The sequence below is a fragment of the Pyxidicoccus sp. M15 genome, assembly GCF_056858435.1.
This window is the reverse complement of record NZ_CM166495.1, coordinates 291523-306153: the sequence shown is the minus strand read 5'-3', so window position 1 is coordinate 306153 and position 14631 is coordinate 291523. Positions and strand designations below refer to the sequence as shown.

At 71.2% G+C, this 14631-nt stretch carries 13 protein-coding genes; 5 read left to right on the top strand and 8 right to left on the bottom strand.

What is annotated here, in order from left to right:
* Positions 1-66: 66 nt before the first annotated feature.
* Positions 67-1668, bottom strand: a complete 1602-nt coding sequence (locus ACX9TP_RS01145) for a methyl-accepting chemotaxis protein (RefSeq protein ID WP_482977836.1) — start codon at positions 1666-1668, stop codon at positions 67-69.
* Positions 1669-2125: 457 nt separating this feature from the next.
* Positions 2126-2515 (bottom strand): hypothetical protein, encoded by a 390-nt coding sequence (locus tag ACX9TP_RS01140; protein ID WP_482977835.1) that lies wholly within the window; start codon positions 2513-2515, stop codon positions 2126-2128.
* A 355-nt stretch (positions 2516-2870) separates the two neighbouring features.
* Here ACX9TP_RS01140 and ACX9TP_RS01135 point away from each other — a divergent pair, with 355 nt between their 5' ends.
* Entirely contained in the window at positions 2871-3338 is a 468-nt protein-coding gene (locus ACX9TP_RS01135) for a hemerythrin domain-containing protein (protein ID WP_482977834.1), read from the top strand.
* 26 nt (positions 3339-3364) lie between these two features.
* Here ACX9TP_RS01135 and ACX9TP_RS01130 read toward each other — a convergent pair whose 3' ends face one another.
* Positions 3365-4768, bottom strand: coding sequence for an ATP-binding protein (locus ACX9TP_RS01130; RefSeq protein ID WP_482977833.1), 1404 nt, complete (start codon positions 4766-4768; stop codon positions 3365-3367).
* A 139-nt stretch (positions 4769-4907) separates the two neighbouring features.
* The gene (locus tag ACX9TP_RS01125; protein WP_482977832.1) at positions 4908-7505 is read right to left on the bottom strand and encodes an Ig-like domain-containing protein; all 2598 of its coding nucleotides are present in this window, start codon (positions 7503-7505) and stop codon (positions 4908-4910) included.
* A 227-nt stretch (positions 7506-7732) separates the two neighbouring features.
* Between ACX9TP_RS01125 and ACX9TP_RS01120 the strand changes: the two genes are divergently transcribed.
* Together ACX9TP_RS01120 and ACX9TP_RS01115 are read left to right on the top strand one after the other, a co-directional pair.
* Positions 7733-8410 (top strand): cytochrome b/b6 domain-containing protein, encoded by a 678-nt coding sequence (locus ACX9TP_RS01120; RefSeq protein WP_482977831.1) that lies wholly within the window; start codon positions 7733-7735, stop codon positions 8408-8410.
* Positions 8403-9095, top strand: coding sequence for a molybdopterin-dependent oxidoreductase (locus ACX9TP_RS01115; RefSeq protein WP_482977830.1), 693 nt, complete (start codon positions 8403-8405; stop codon positions 9093-9095). Before ACX9TP_RS01120 ends, ACX9TP_RS01115 begins: the two co-directional genes overlap by 8 nt.
* A 10-nt stretch (positions 9096-9105) precedes the next feature.
* Here ACX9TP_RS01115 and ACX9TP_RS01110 read toward each other — a convergent pair whose 3' ends face one another.
* Together ACX9TP_RS01110 and ACX9TP_RS01105 are read right to left on the bottom strand one after the other, a co-directional pair.
* The gene (locus ACX9TP_RS01110; RefSeq protein ID WP_482977829.1) at positions 9106-9540 is read right to left on the bottom strand and encodes a hypothetical protein; all 435 of its coding nucleotides are present in this window, start codon (positions 9538-9540) and stop codon (positions 9106-9108) included.
* A gap of 31 nt (positions 9541-9571) precedes the next feature.
* Positions 9572-10357 carry an alpha/beta fold hydrolase gene (locus ACX9TP_RS01105; RefSeq protein ID WP_482977828.1) on the bottom strand — a complete coding sequence of 262 codons (786 nt, stop codon included), beginning with the start codon at positions 10355-10357 and terminating at the stop codon, positions 9572-9574.
* Positions 10358-10547: 190 nt separating this feature from the next.
* Between ACX9TP_RS01105 and ACX9TP_RS01100 the strand changes: the two genes are divergently transcribed.
* Positions 10548-11297 (top strand): DNA methyltransferase, encoded by a 750-nt coding sequence (locus ACX9TP_RS01100; protein WP_482977827.1) that lies wholly within the window; start codon positions 10548-10550, stop codon positions 11295-11297.
* A gap of 33 nt (positions 11298-11330) precedes the next feature.
* On the opposite strand, the gene ACX9TP_RS01095 is transcribed toward ACX9TP_RS01100, so the two are convergent.
* Positions 11331-12005: a hypothetical protein gene (locus tag ACX9TP_RS01095; RefSeq protein WP_482977826.1), complete on the bottom strand. Its 675-nt coding sequence runs from the start codon at positions 12003-12005 to the stop codon at positions 11331-11333.
* Positions 12006-12211: 206 nt separating this feature from the next.
* On the opposite strand from ACX9TP_RS01095, the gene ACX9TP_RS01090 reads away from it, so the two are divergent.
* Positions 12212-13675: a DOMON domain-containing protein gene (locus tag ACX9TP_RS01090; protein WP_482977825.1), complete on the top strand. Its 1464-nt coding sequence runs from the start codon at positions 12212-12214 to the stop codon at positions 13673-13675.
* 16 nt (positions 13676-13691) lie between these two features.
* Here ACX9TP_RS01090 and ACX9TP_RS01085 read toward each other — a convergent pair whose 3' ends face one another.
* Positions 13692-14582, bottom strand: a complete 891-nt coding sequence (locus ACX9TP_RS01085; RefSeq protein WP_482977824.1) for an EamA family transporter — start codon at positions 14580-14582, stop codon at positions 13692-13694.
* Positions 14583-14631: the final 49 nt, after the last annotated feature.

Sequence of the window (14631 nt, the reverse complement as noted above, 5' to 3'; positions counted from 1 at the left end):
GGAGCCCGGAAGCAGGCCGGGGCGCCACCTCGTACGGTGGCGCCCTCACGGCCCAGCCACGGCGGCTCAGACGCGGAAGGCGGTGGACAGGTCCTTCAGCTGACCCAGCGACGTGTTGATGGACATCACGGCCTCCTCGGCCGTCATCGTCGCCGTCACCACGTCCGCCATCATCGTCGACAGCTGCGTCATCACCTCGGTCATCTGCGCGATGCCCGCGTTCTGCTGGGTGACGGAGGCGACAATCTGCCGGGCGGCCTGGCTGCTCTCCTGCACCACCGTGGTGATTTCCTTCAGCGTGTTCGCCGAGGAGAGCACCTGCTCGATGCCCTCCTCCATCTTCTGGCTGTCGCCCTCCGCAATCGACACCGTCTGGCGGATGGCCTGGTTGATCTCCAGGAGAATCTTGCCGATGCGCTGCGTGCTCTGCAGCGACTGACCGCTGAGCGAGCGCATCTCGCGCGCCACCACCGCGAAGCCCCGGCCCTCTTCGCCCGCGCGCGCGGCTTCAATCGCCGCGTTCAGCGCCAGCACGTTGGACTGGTCCGCCAGGTCCTTCACGCTGCTGATGATTTCGCCTGCGTGCACGGCCTGGTCGCTCAGGTGCGCGATGCTGCCCACCAGCGCGCCCACCCGCTGGCGAATCTGCTGGAGGCCTTCCGCGCTCTGCTCAATCGACTGCTGGCCCGAGGAGCTGAACGCGTCCGCCTGCGCCGCCACCTTCAGCACCATCTCCGCGCGGCTGGCCGCCATGCTGGACGTCTGGGCGATTTCGGCAATCGTGGTGCTCGCCTCGGTGAGGCTGCGGGACTGGTTGGTGAGGAAGTTCACCTGGTCCTGGCTCGCCTGCGTCAGCCGCCCCGCCGCCGCCGTCAGGTCCGTCACCACCGAGGCGATGGTGCTCGGCACGCTGCGCAGCCGGTCCACCATCACCTTGAAGCCGCGCGCCAGCTCGCCCACCTCGTCCTGCGCGCTCGTGTCGATGGCCTGCGTGAGGTCGCCCTCCTGCGCAATCCGCGTGGCCACCGCCGTCAGCCGGCCCACCGGCACCGTCACCTCGCGGTGCAGCCAGAGCGCCAGCAGCACCGTCAGGGCAATGCCCGCCACCACCAGCACGATGACCAGCACCTGCATGGTGACCTGCAGCCCCTTCAGCTCTTCGTACGCGACGCCGATGGTCTGCGCGTCCTCCTCCGCGGCCTGCTTGAACGCGCCGTGGAGCGACTGGTAGGAGGCCTCGAGCTTCGAGCGCGCCGCGTCCGCCTGCGCGTCACCCTTCACCGCGAGCGCCAGGGCCTGCTCGGCATCCGTCCAGTACGCCGTCAGCGCGCCCTTGAGCGCGTCGGCCCGCTCCACCTTCGCGCCCGACACCTCGCGCGCCAGGTCGAGCTTGACCTGGAGCTCCTTCATCTCCGTGCGCAGCGGCTCCAGGCCGCCCTCCGCCTTGCGCGTCACCTCGGCCATGACCCCGCGGTGGAGCCCCGGGTAGCGGAGGTTCACCTCGCGGCTCAGCTCGATGGTGGGCACGTGGGAGGAGTTGATGCGCTCGTACACACGGCCCGACAACATGCCCAGCGTCACGAACGCCACGAGGATGGCGACGAGGAACACGCCAGCCACCGCGGGCACCACCATCATCTTCTGCATCAACTTCAGCTTCAGACGCACCGGGCACTCTCCCTACCGTGAGCGGTCCCCGGGCACTCCAAGCCCTCGCCATTCCTGGCCAGAGCCCGGCAATTGAAGCGCGGCCCAGAGCAGGGCCTGCTGCGCCAGCACATGTCGCCTTCCTTCCGCGGGCCCGAAAATGAGGGCCCCCGATGCCCGGACGGACCGCTGATCCGCCGCGCGGCGTAGGATACCGGACTGAACACCCCCTGCTAAGCCCCCACGGTCCTTGGAGCCTCAGGTGCCAGGGCCGGCCGAAGCGTCGTGGGTATTGCCAGACCCCCACGCGGTGTGACAGGCCGTGCGCCTCCAGAGGGGAGCCGCCTGCTTCGGCTGGGGGAAGGCCGGCTCGCAAAGGCCGGGCGGGGATGTAGGCCCGGGAGCGGCCGGGCGTTCAGCGCGTCGTCGGCCTGCCCGGTGGTGAGATCAGCCGGGTGCCGGTGACGTGAGCGTCCGCCTACCGGGTCGCCGCCGGCATGAAGGGCTCAATCTCGCGCCGGCACGCTTCGTCGCACTCGGGAAAGCGGGCGAGGAAGTCGGCCTGCTTCGCGCAGCGTCCCTTGAAGGCCTTCTTCACGCCCGCGTCGCCCATGCACATCAACCGGATGCTGTCCCGCGTCTCCTGGAACAGGGCCGTTCGCTGCGCGGGAGACATGGCATTCAGCGCCCGGTTCTCTCCGCCCTGCAGGTACAGCCACACGCCGCCGAGCACCAACAACACCACGGCCAGCAACACCATCTGGCGGGCCCGCTTCTCCCCGCCCGAGGGCGGGCGGTCCCGCGTGAAGATGTTGTCGTCGCCATCCCCCGGCGGCGGCCCGCCGGCCATCATCCCGTTCAGACGCATACCCCGCTGTTTCACTGCAACGCGGGGACCAAAGCCAGCACCACTTTGCGGGGTGTGCACGAGACGTCACCGGAACGCGCGGGTTGCGGACTGCAACCAGGATGACGCCCCGCGGTTGCGAGGTGCAGGGAGCAGGGTGGGGGAAGGCCCGGGTGGCTGCTCGTGCCGGACATCACCCGGCCGGGCGCGGCGACCGGCGTCGGCACTGCCGCCCGCGCTGGAGAGGCCGCAGTGGAGCGGCACCGTGCCTCGGGGTGGGAAGCGTGCGAGGCCCCGCGCGCCCGTGCCAGTGATTGCGACACCCGGCGGTCATGCGGACGTTGGATGGCACAGGACCCCAACAAGGAGCGCATCCGTGGACGTCATTGACCTGTTGATTCAGCAGCACCGCGAGGTCGACGCGCTGTTCGAGGCCTTCCGGAATGCCCAGGACGACGCGAGCAAGAAGGAGCTGTGCATCCAGCTCGCGGAGGCGCTCACGCTGCACGCCACCATCGAGGAGCGGTGGATATACCCCGTCGCGCGCCGGGTCATCGGCGAGGACAAGATTCAGCACTCGGTGGACGAGCACGGTGAGATGAAGAGCATCATCGCCGACATGCTCCGCTCGCGGAACGACGTGAACGGGCTGGCGGCGAAGGTGGGCGAGCTGGAGAAGGTGGTGAAGTCCCACGTGGCCGACGAGGAGAAGAACGTGCTGCCGCAGTTCGGGCAGAAGGTGACCGAGAAGGAGATTGGCATGTCGTGCAACGACATCGTCCGCACCGCCTCCGCCGTCCGCCGCGAGGAGATGAGCAAGCTGGAGGGACAGGCCAACGCCTGAGGCGCTGCCGCGCCCCTGGGAACCGCTCAGCCCCTGTCCCCGGTGAGGTCCGACAGCTCCACGATGAACGTGGCTCCGCTCCCGGGCTCGCTCTCGACGCGGATGACGCCACCGTGGGCCTCGACGACCTGCCGGCTCATCCAGAGCCCGAGCCCGAGCCCGCCATGGTTCCGCGAGGACACCGCGCGCTCGAACCGGTCGAAGATGCGCGCCTGGTCCTCGAGCGGGATGCCCATGCCGTAATCCCGCACGGACAGCCGCGCGCGGTTCCGGCTCGTGCCCACCCGCACCTCCACGGGACTGCCAGCCCCATACTTGAGCGCGTTGGAGAGCAGGTTCGTCACCACCTGCTCCAGGCGGAGCCGGTCCCACGTCCCCCTCACGTGCGGCTCCAGGCTCACCTGGAGCTGGCACCGCGCCTGGGCCATGGACTCCGTGGAGCGGTCCAGCACCTCGTGCACGAGCGCCGACAGGTCGCACTCCTCCAGTCGCAGCGTGAGCCGACCCGCGCTGAGGCGCGCGACGTCCAGCAACTCATCCGCGAGCGTGGTGAGCCGCTCGGTCTGCCGCCGCGCCCTCTCCAGCTTCTCCTTCAGGCGCTCGTCCCCCCGCTCCCGCGCCATGCCCAGCAGGGAGTGGACCTGGAGCTGGAGCGCGGTGAGCGGCGTCTTCAGCTCGTGTCCGGCGACGGACAGGAAGTCGTCGCGCAGCTTCAGCGCCTCCAGCAACTCCGTCTCGACCCGCTTGCGATGCTCGACCTCAGCCTCCAGGGACTGGGCCCGCTGCTGGAGGACGGAGACCTCGCGCAGGCGGTCGTCGGAGGACTCGGCGCAGGAGTAGCGCTCGGTGGGAACCACCTGGGAGTGCATGGAACAGACGGCCTGGAACGCCCGCGCATCCTCCTGGGTGCGGAAGTTCCCCATCGCGTAGGCGCACAGCAGGCGGAAGGGGTACTCCCTGCCCAGGTCGTTCCACTGCTCCTCCAGCAGGAGCGCGGCCCGCGGGTTTCCATCCTTCCAGAGCAGGTCCACCATCTCGCCGTAGGCACGGACACACGCCGCCCCGGCCCCCCGATGGCTCTGCTCGAGGACCGGCCCGATGACACTCCTGACCCGATTCCCGTCGGGCAGCCCGTCCACCATGAACCGGTTGAGCGTCTCGCGCGCGTCGAGGAGGACGAGCCGCCCCTCCTCACATGCGCGCTCCACGTCGACGCCCAGGGCCTTCAGCCGCTGCACGAAGCCCGCCCGGTGGTCCTCCGTGGCGATGACGACCGCGGGTTCTCCGAGCTTGAAGCCGGCGTCGAGGAACCGGGCCACGACGTCCGACAGGAACGTGGCGTCCTCGTAGAACTGGACGACGTGGTGGTCCGTGGCGCTCCGCGGAGCCTGGCCATGACGGTGTTCTGAAATGCCAGGTGCGAAGGTCATGTCACAACCATACAGCCAGGGCGCGGCCAATCATCCCCTCCAAGCCCCTGGGTGTTGGCCACCCGAACCCAGCAGGGTCACTCAGCCACACTGTAGATAGAGAGCAGCGCCCGCAGGCCCGGTTGCCAGGCCCCGACGCTCACTCCACCGTCTGCGCCTGCGACGCGCTCACCCCGTCCCCCGTCACCGACACCGTGACGGCTCCGGCCTGCGCGGCGCGGAAGTAGAACATCGCCTCCTGGTGCGGCGCCTCCAGCCGCAACTCCACGCCCGCGCCCGACGCCGGCAGGGCCAGCGTACACCCCGCATCCGAGTAGAACGTCACGCCCGCGCCCTGCACCACCAGCGCGGGCGCCGCCAGCGCGGACAGGTTGCCCACCGTGTCCTGACTCTGCACCACCAACGCCCCCGAGCACGCCCCCGCCGCCACCCGCTGCCCCTCCGTCAGGAAGGCCACGCGCGACGCCGTCCCCGCCACCACGTCCACGTCGAACGTGGCCCCCGGAGACGTCGCCCGGTCATACCCCGCGCCGCTGATGTGATTGCGACTGATGAGGTTGCCACCGCCATAGTCCGAGATGCCCGCCTGGTACGGATACACATTCGTCAGCGCCGCGCTGCTCAGCGTGTTGTCCACCACCAGGATGTTCGTGGACTCCGGCAGCGGCCCGCCGTCCGCCGCCGCCTGCGACAGGTTGATGCCCACGTCGTTGTCCTCCACCGTGTTGTCCTGGATGACCACGTCCCGGCTCAGCGGCACGCCGTAGTACGGCCCGCCCACCACCAGGACGCCCGAGGCCACATAGCCCGGCCCGCTGTACGCGTTGCCCTTCACCACGTTGCCCGTCACGCGCCCCGTCGCCCCGGAGCTCACCTGGATGCCGTTGCGCGCAATCTGTGCCACCGGCCCGCCGCCCTCCACCGTGTTCGCCTCCACCCTCAGGTCCACCTTGCCCGAGCCCAGGATGCCCACCTTCTGGTAGCCCGCCACCCGGTTGCGCAGCACGTCCACCCGCACCACCGTCGCCGCGTCCTGCGCGTTGCGCACCTCGATGGCCGTGCCCTCCTGGCACGCGCCATTGCCGCCCTGCTGGTACAGGTCCTCCACCTCGCTGTCGACGATGGTGCCGCTCGCGCCCTCCAGCCGGATGCCGCTCAGCGCGTCGGCGCCGGCGTCACACTTCCCCGCTCCCGTCAGCGCCCGCCCCCGCACCTTCACGCCCCGCACGTCCGCCGACGCGCCCCGGTTGCGCAGCACCGCGCCCAGGTAGCGGCCCCCTTCCGGGTCCACCGCCGTGAGCACGTGCCCCGCCCCGTCGAACGTGTACCCGTCCGGGATGAACACCGTGCCCTCCGTGGTGCAGTCCGCCCGCAGCGTCACCGTCGCGTCCGCCAGCGTCACGTCGCACGGGGGATGCTGGCCGCACCGCCCACCGCCCCACTCCACCGTGAAGGTGTGCGAGTCACTCAGCCCCGACACGTTGGTCACCGTGAGCTGCACCGTGGGCACCACGTCCGACGGCAGGCAGGACAGCGCGGCCCAGTCCACCTCGCCCGTGCCACCCGACTTCGCCGGAGGCCCCAGCAGCCCCGTGTTCGTCGTCCACGTGAAGGTGAGCGGCTCCTGCTGCGGGTCCTCCGCCGTGGCCAGCAGCCGCACCAGGTCGCCCGCCACGGCGCCCGGCGAGGACTGCGTGGCGGACACGATGACCGGCGGCAGCTTGCGCACCACGCACAGCTCCACCGTGCCCTCGCGCTCGCCGCCGAACCCGTCGCGCACCGCGAACGTCAGCGTGCAGTTGTTGCACGTCCCCGCCGGCAGCGCGGTGGGCGTGAAGCTCGCCCGGGCCGCCGTCGCGTCGTCGAAGGTGCCCTCGCACGAGGCCTTCCACTCCAGGCTGAGCGCGTCCCCATCCTCGTCCACGCTCACCGCCTGGAGCGACACCGGGCTGCCCTCGCTCACCTCCGGCGACGGCTCCGCCGCCAGCTCCGCCAGCGACGGCCAGCGGTTGAAGACGGGCTGTCCGGCCACCTCCGCCCCACCCGCATTCACGCCCATCACGAAGTCCAGCGTCGCCGCCGCGCCCCGCGAGTCCGTCACCTGGAGCGTCAGCGTGACGTCCCCCGGCTCCGTCGGCGCCTTCCACACCGGCGTGGAGGACGTGTCGTCGGAGAAGCTCCCGCCCGTGGCCCGCCATGCGTACGACAGCGTGTCCGCCGCGTTCAAATCCTGCGCGACGGCGCGCAACGTCAGCTCCGCGCCCGGCTTCACGCCCGGCGCCGAGGCCACCACCGCGTCGATGACGGGCGCCACGTTGCCCGTGGGCGCTTCCGGGGCCGGCGGCTGGGGCACCAGCACGAGCAACTCCGAGCGGTGCCGCACCAGCGTCACCCCGGAGACCCGCGCCTGCGCCACCGCCGCGCCCTGCGCGTCGAACACCGCCGCCTCCACCGTGGCGCCCTCGCCCGAGCGCACCCGGCGCAGCCCGCCCCGCCACGACGTGCCCTCGCCGGACAGCTCCTGGGAGACGGGCTCCCCTCCGGCGGGCGTCGCCGTGGCCACCACGCGAGACACCGTGGCCTCCGGCAGCGAGCGCGGCAGCGCCACCACCACCCGCACCGCTCCGGAGGGCTCCAGCTCGATGGGGACCTCATCCTGCAGGTGACAGCCCGCCATCGTGGCCAGCACCCATGCGCCAGCCAGCAGGGTCAGGCGCGTCGTTTCGATTCGGTGCATGTGCATGTCCTCTGTGCGGAGGGGCGGGCCCGCAAAGGATACCGGCAAGCTCCCAGCCCCCCAAGCAACCGCCCCACACTCTACGAACGCGCCAGCCCGCTCTCCGGCGTGGCATCCTCCAGGGCAACCCGCACGTCGGATGCATGACGGACGTGAAGCCCCGGCGTCCGCTGGCGGTCGTTGCGCGCCCGTCCGCGCATGCCGCAGCCGACGCAGGAGGACTCGCGGTGCTCTCCTGCACCGCCGTGCATGCCCCGGAACATCGCCGGCCGCAGCCGTGGCCCATCCGCGTGAGCCATTGGCTCAACGTCCCGCTGCTCGTCATCATGGCGGCCAGCGGCCTGCAGATTCTCGCCGCGTACCCCATGCTCGGTGCGCAGGGCCGGCCCTCCGGCTGGTATCCGTTCCAGGGCGTGGTGCCGCCGGAGTGGAGCCGGCTCGGAGACTGGCTCGCCGGGGCCCGTCACTGGCACTTCGCCTTCGGCTGGTTCCTCGCCCTCAACGGCGCGGCGTACGTGCTCTACCTCGCCTTCAGCGGGGAGTGGCGCCGCCGCCTCTTCCTGCCCCGCCGCGACACGCGCAACGCGCTCGCCACGCTCGCCTTCTACGTGCGCCTGCGCAGGCACGCCCCCGAGCAGGGGCTCTACAACGGCCTCCAGCGACTGGCCTACACGGGCACGCTGGTGCTGGGCGCCCTCTCCATCCTCTCCGGCCTCGTGCTCTACAAGCCCGTGCAGCTCGGGGCGCTCACCCGCCTCTTCGGCGGCTACGACTCGGCGCGCGCGCTCCACCTCCTCGTGCTCGCGGCGTTCGCCCTCTTCACCGTGGGCCACGTCGTCCTGGTGCTGCTCCACCCGCGCACGCTGGGGGAGATGGTGACGGGCGGGAGGAAGCCGGATGCGTAGGCTCATCACCCGGCGCACCGCCCTGCTCGGGGCCGCGGCGCTCACCAGCAGCGCGTGCGACAGCAGCCGCCCCCGCGAAGGCTTCCTCGGCGCCATGGAGCGCTTCAACGCGCGCTTCCAGTCCGCGCTCTTCGATGAGGCGCAGCTCGCGCCGGAGCTGCCCCCGTCGGAGGCCACGCCGCCCGGCGCCTTCCCGCAGTACTTCATCTCCGACGCCATGCCGCGCGCCCCCGCGGGCTGGGCCCTCAAGGTAGGCGGCCTGGTGCAGCGCCCGGGCGTGCTGTCACTGGAGGAGCTCCAGCGGCTGCCGCGCACGGAGTACCGCATCCGCCACCACTGCGTGGAGGGCTGGAGCGCGGTGGCGTCCTGGCACGGCGTGCGCCTGAGGGACTTCGCCGAGCACGTGGGCGCGGACCCGCGCGCCGGCTACGTGGAGTTCCGCTCGTTCGACTCGGGCTACTTCTCGTCCTGGGACAGGCCGAGCGCCTTCCACGCGCAGACGATTCTGGCCTGGGGGATGAACGGGCAGCCGCTGCCGCCGGCGCACGGCGCGCCGCTGCGCCTCTACTCGGCGGTGAAGCTCGGCTACAAGATGGTGAAGTACCTCACCGAGGTGAACTTCCTGCCCGAGCCCACCGGGGGCTACTGGGAGGACCGCGGCTACGAGTGGTACGCGGGCGTGTAGCGCCCGCTGCTCACGCCTTGCTGGGCGAGAAGCCACCGCCGAAGGGCGAGAAGCCCCGCTTGCGCAGCGCCTCGCGCTCGGACTGCAGCGCGGCCAGGGCCTCGTCGCGCGTGGCGTAGTGGTTCACCGCCGCGCCGTTGATGGCCCCGCTGGTGAGCACGAACATGCGCGTCATCTCGTCACCGCCGAAGCGGTAGGAGCGGTGCGTGTAGCGCTCGAGTACCTCGCGCCGCTCCTTGCCGAAGATGCGCCCGGCGGTGAACTTCACCACCAGCCCATCCAGGTTGATGAGCAGGTCCACCTTCCCCGGGTACTTCGAGAACTGCTCCTCCACCTCGCGCCGCCAGCGGAGGACATCCGCCTCGTTGCTCAGGATGCAGTCGGTGAAGTGCGCGGTGACGACGTCGTTCTGCGCGTCGTACTCGAAGTTCATGCTCCAGGCCATCGGACTGCCTCCTGCAATGCCTTGGATGGCGCTATGCCGGCGAGGAGCCGGCGAGGAAGGCGGTCAGCATCGCCGCGGCCTCCACGGGGCGCTCCACCTGCGGGTAGTGGCCCGGGCCCGGCAGGTACGCCAGGCGCGCGCGGCGGATGGGCTTCACGACGGCGTCGCGCAGGAAGGCGGGCGGCAGGAAGGCGTCGTCCGTCGCCACCACCAGCGTGGGCGCCGTAATCGCGGACAGCTTGTCGGCGAAGCCGCCCTTCGTCCACGCGTCGAAGATGTTCTCGATCGCCGGCGCGGACGTGTTCGCCGCGTCCTTCAGCATCGTCTCGAGGAGGTCCGTGCCGAGCGACTTGCAGGACAGGTTGATGATGGTCGTCTGCTTCTCGCGGTTGCCCGCCGACGTGCGGAACAGCCCCGCCGCGTCCGGAGGCAGCGGCAGGCCCGCGGCCGGCACCGGGTTGAGCAGCATCAGCGCCTCCACCCGCGAGGGCTCCTGCGCCGCCACCCACTGCGCCAACTGGCCGCCCATGCTGTGGCCCACCACCGTGAAGCGCTTCGCCCCGGCCGCGTCCGCCACCGCGAGCACGTCCTGCGCGAGCCCCTGCAGCGTGTAGCCCCCGGTCGGCTTCCCCGACTGGCCCGTGCCACGGCCGTCCGGAATCACCAGGCGCAGCCCCGTCAGGTCCATCCGCTCGACCATCGAGTCCCACACCGCGCCGGACACCATCCACCCGTGCACCAGCACCACCGTGCGCGGACCTTCACCGATGACGCGATAGTGCAGCGAAGTCCCGTCAGATGCGGAAGTCGTGGGCATGCAGCCTCCTCGGAGGAAAAGGATAAAACAGTGCGGAAGAAATGTGCAGGACTGAAAGCAAGCCACGCCTGTGAGACATGCGCCATGGGGGGCCATGTAGGAGCGCGCGCGGAGTGAAGGGCCCCCTCACCGGGCTGACGGGAGGACAGGCGTCGTGGAGGGAGGCCGCTCTGGCAGACTGCGCGCCCTCATGGCGGATGAACGGGACGGGACGGGCGGCGCGCCCGCGGTGCAGCCCCTGCGCACGGTGTACTGCGAGGACGCACTCGCGTGGCTGGAGGCGCGGCCGGTGCTGGAGGGGTGCTCGGCCATCGCCTCGCTGCCGGACGTGTCCGAGTTCCCCTCGCTCACGCTCGCGGAGTGGAAGGCGTGGTTCCAGCGCGCGGCGGGGCTCGTCATCTCGCGCGTGCCGGCGGACGGCGTGGCCCTCTTCTACCAGACGGACGTGAAGCAGGACGGCGTCTGGGTGGACAAGGGCTACCTGGTGGCGCGCGCGGCGGAGGAGGCCGGGTGCGAGCTGCTCTTCCACAAGGTGGTGTGCCGCCGCCAGCCGGGGACGGTGACGTTCGGCCGGCCCGCGTACTCGCACCTGCTGGCCTTCTCGCGGGGCGTGCGCGTGGACATGGGGAAGTCCACCGCGGACGTGCTGCCCGACGCGGGCGAGGTGACGTGGACGCGCGGCATGGGCGTGGAGGCGTGCCTCGTCGCGTGCCGCTTCATCCTGGAGCACACCGCCACGCGCACGGTGGTGGACCCGTTCTGCGGACATGGCACCGTGCTGGCCGTGGCCAACGCGCTCGGGCTGGACGCGGTGGGCGTGGAGCTCAGCCGCAAGCGCGCACGCAAGGCGCGCAACCTGCGCGGGGAGTGGGCGGAGGGGAAGCTCGTGCTCGCCGGCGCGGGCGGGACGGGCGCGCCGGAGGACTCCGGCGCGGAGTGAGCCGTCCGGCGCGGCTCGCCGTCGCGTTGAGACCTACTCCACCGCGCGGGCCGGCCGGGCGCCCTCGCCCTGCGTCGCGGTGAAGGACAGTGCGTCATGGCCGGGAGTGGACAGCTCGCGGGCGACGGCCGCCTCCAGCTCGCCGATGAAGGCCCCGAAGAGGCGCTCCTCCAGCGCGAGCGCTTCGTCCAGCGAGGCGCCCACGGCGGACAGGCGCGCCACGCACGCGTCCTCGATGGTGCGCCGGTGGCTCTGCTCCTCGGTGACGACGCGGCCCAGCTCCTCGCGCACGCCAGCGTGGCGCGAGGCGGCCTTGTAGAGCGGGTAGAGCACCATGGCCCGCCGCTCAATCGCCGTCGTGGTGAGCAGGTAGTGCAGGTACATGTCCGGCGCGCCGGTGTGGGCCGTGGCCCAGGTGGCCAGCTCGTGGTCCAGCGCCTGGAAGTAGCGGCCCGCGGCCTCTGGGCAGAGGAAGGCCGTGATTTCGGCGCCGGCCACCTCGGCCGACAGGCGCTTGAAGGCGAAGGCATGGCGCGTCTCGTCCGCGAGGTGGCCGAGCACCTCCAGCGAGGGATGCCGGTCCGCCACGGTGCGCGAAATCTTCCGCGCTCCGATGAACTCCATGAGGGACAGGGTGTGCAGCCAGCGCGCCTCGACCTGCGGCGTCTGGGAGAGCTGGCGGAGCACGGCCTGGATTCGGTCTCGCATGGCGCCGCCGTGTAGCGCGCCGGACGTCAGCGTGCGAGCACGAAGAGGCTCGGCCGGACGCTCGGTGTCGGGTGGTGGGACTCGCGGCCCGGCTCCACGTGTCCTCTCACTGTACGCGGTGCTACACAGGGAAATGCGCTACCAGGCGGTTGCCGGAGGGGCCGGTGTCCTTCGCGCGACCGCCCTCTACATGGGGGAACGACACCATGCTCATGCTGCCCACGACGCTCCTGCTCCTCGCCGCCGCGCCCGCCAACGGCTCCGTCCAGCTCCACGAGGGTGTCCCCTCGGGCTTCAAGGCCGATGGGAAGCTCGACGAGTGGACGCAGCCACCCTCGCTGACGATGGGCGCGACGCACCAGGTGGCGGGAGCGCTCAAGGTCACCTCCCCGCAGGATTTGTCCGCGAAGGTGTGGCTGGCGGTGGGCCCGGAGGGGCTCGCGATTGCCGGCGAGGTGCTCGACGACAAGGTCCAGCTCACCAACAAGAAGGACATCAATGCGGACCACGTCGAGGTGTGGCTTGCGCTGCCGCCGCCGAAGATGCCGCCGCTGGCCTTCATCAGCCACGTGGCCGACAACGCCGTCCCGAAGGAGTCGGACTGCGACAAGGTGTCCGAGGAGGACCCGGCGAAGTGCAAGGCGTGGTGGAAGCAGCAGACCGCGCGGCGCAAGCAGATGCAGGCGGAGCTGGTGGCGCAGTACGGCCTGCTGCCGAAGGGCACGATGCGCTTCGGGCTGAATGGCTCGGTGGGCCCCGCGCGCTACGAGACGTTCCCCGGCGGCTACCGCTTCGAGGCCTTCATCCCCGTGGGCGCCTTCCCGCGCACCGCCCAGGCGCCGCTGCGCGACGTGCGCGTGCTGGTGGACCTGGTGGACAGTGACGAGGGCGGCGCGAAGCAGGAAACTTTCCTGTCCTCGTCGCCGAAGCGGAAGTTCGCGGACGCATCCACGTTCCACGCGGTGACGCTGACGAAGCCGCTGCGCTTCGGGAAGTGGCCGGAGCTCCTGGAGTGGTCGCTGAAGCAGCAGCCCGGCGCGTCGTACCTGCCGGGCCCGGACGCGGACGCGCTCCAGGTCTGGGTGAACCGGGCGGAGTCGTACCAGTTCACCCCCACGGTGCCGAGCCCGGAGGTGACGCAGGTGGACCTGGGCACGGTGACGAGCCTGGGGAAGGTGGGCGACGTGGAGCTCGTCTCCGTCGCGGCGACGGCGGACGCGTACGGCGGGGTGAAGCGGTGGCTGGTGTCGCGCAAGGGGCAGGCGATTCTGCACACGCACGACCTGGGCAATGACCAGGCGAAGGTGACGCCGCGCGCGCCGGGCCTGCACGTGCTCAGCGTGTACGACGGCCCCACCAGCCCGATGGGCAGCGGCGCGTGCGGCGCGTGCCCGCTGGTGTACTTCCGCTCCCTCACCATGGACGCGCAGGGGAGGTTCTCCAAGCCGGTGGACCTGGAGGGCGCGGGCGGCCGGACGGGCAACCCGGTGGAGTACACCGTGAGCGCGGACCTCACGCGCATTGAGGCCTTCGAGGTGGCGGAGGACTCGGACGGCAAGCGCGGCGCGAAGCACCTCACCTCGCGTCACACGCTCGACGCGAAGACGGGGAAGTACACGTCGGAGACGTTCGAGCTCCCCGAGCAGGGCGTGGCGGAAGACACGAAGTAAAGCGGACGCTACCGGCTCACGGTGCCGCTTCCGGCGGCGCCTCCGTCTTCCGAGACGTCGCCGCGCTGCCCGCGGACGCGAGCATGACGCAGCCGACGGCCGCCCACTGCACCACCGTGAGCTGCTCGCGCAGGAGCACGAGCCCCGCCAGCGCCGCGAGCGCCGGCTCCAGGCTCATCAGGATGCCGAACGTCCGCGTCGGCAACGCCTTCAGCGCAATCATCTCCAGCGAGTAGGGCAGCGCGCTCGACAGCACCGCCACGCCCAGCGCCATCGGCAGGAGCGACACGTTCAAGAGCCCCCACCCCGCGTGCGCCACGCCGAAGGGAAACACCATCAGCGCCGCCGTCACCATGCCGAGCGACGTCGCCGTGCCTCCATGCACCGCCGCGCCGGCCCGCTGCCCGAAGAGGATGTACAGCGCCCAGCACGTGCCCGCCGCCAGCGCCCACACCACGCCCACCGGGTCCAACGCCTGCGACGCCTCCGACAGCGGGAGAATCATCAGGATGCCCGCCACCGCGAGCAGCGCCCACACGAAGTCCAGCGGCCGGCGCGTGGCCAGCAGCGCCACCGCGAGCGGCCCGGTGAACTCGATGGCCACCGCAATCCCCAGCGGAATTCGCTCCAGCGCCAGGTAGAACGTCAGGTTCATCCCGCCCAGCGCCGCGCCGTACACCATGACGACGCGCAGCTCGCGGCCGGTGAGCTTCTTCCGCCACGGGCGCCAGAAGGCCAGCAATAACAGCGCGGCGAAGGCCAGCCGCAGCGCCGTGGCCCCCTGCGCGCCGACGACGGGAAACATCCCCTTCGCCAGCGAGGCTCCGAACTGGATGGTGCTCATCGCCGCCAGCACCGCCACCACCGCCATTCCCACCGAGCCTGACTTCATCCGCATTCGAGACATGCGCGGCGCACCTTCGCACGGATGCGGCGTGCGCCCGCGCCCATCCGTC

Excerpts from the sequence above, each read along its gene's own strand:
- ACX9TP_RS01140 (WP_482977835.1), bottom strand. The coding sequence starts at position 2,515 with ATGCGTCTGAACGGGATGATGGCCGGCGGGCCGCCGCCGGGGGATGGC.
- ACX9TP_RS01130 (WP_482977833.1), bottom strand. The coding sequence starts at position 4,768 with ATGACCTTCGCACCTGGCATTTCAGAACACCGTCATGGCCAGGCTCCG.
- ACX9TP_RS01125 (WP_482977832.1), bottom strand. The coding sequence starts at position 7,505 with ATGCACCGAATCGAAACGACGCGCCTGACCCTGCTGGCTGGCGCATGG.
- ACX9TP_RS01115 (WP_482977830.1), top strand. The coding sequence starts at position 8,403 with ATGCGTAGGCTCATCACCCGGCGCACCGCCCTGCTCGGGGCCGCGGCG.
- ACX9TP_RS01110 (WP_482977829.1), bottom strand. The coding sequence starts at position 9,540 with ATGGCCTGGAGCATGAACTTCGAGTACGACGCGCAGAACGACGTCGTC.
- ACX9TP_RS01105 (WP_482977828.1), bottom strand. The coding sequence starts at position 10,357 with ATGCCCACGACTTCCGCATCTGACGGGACTTCGCTGCACTATCGCGTC.
- ACX9TP_RS01100 (WP_482977827.1), top strand. The coding sequence starts at position 10,548 with ATGGCGGATGAACGGGACGGGACGGGCGGCGCGCCCGCGGTGCAGCCC.
- ACX9TP_RS01095 (WP_482977826.1), bottom strand. The coding sequence starts at position 12,005 with ATGCGAGACCGAATCCAGGCCGTGCTCCGCCAGCTCTCCCAGACGCCG.
- ACX9TP_RS01090 (WP_482977825.1), top strand. The coding sequence starts at position 12,212 with ATGCTCATGCTGCCCACGACGCTCCTGCTCCTCGCCGCCGCGCCCGCC.
- ACX9TP_RS01085 (WP_482977824.1), bottom strand. The coding sequence starts at position 14,582 with ATGTCTCGAATGCGGATGAAGTCAGGCTCGGTGGGAATGGCGGTGGTG.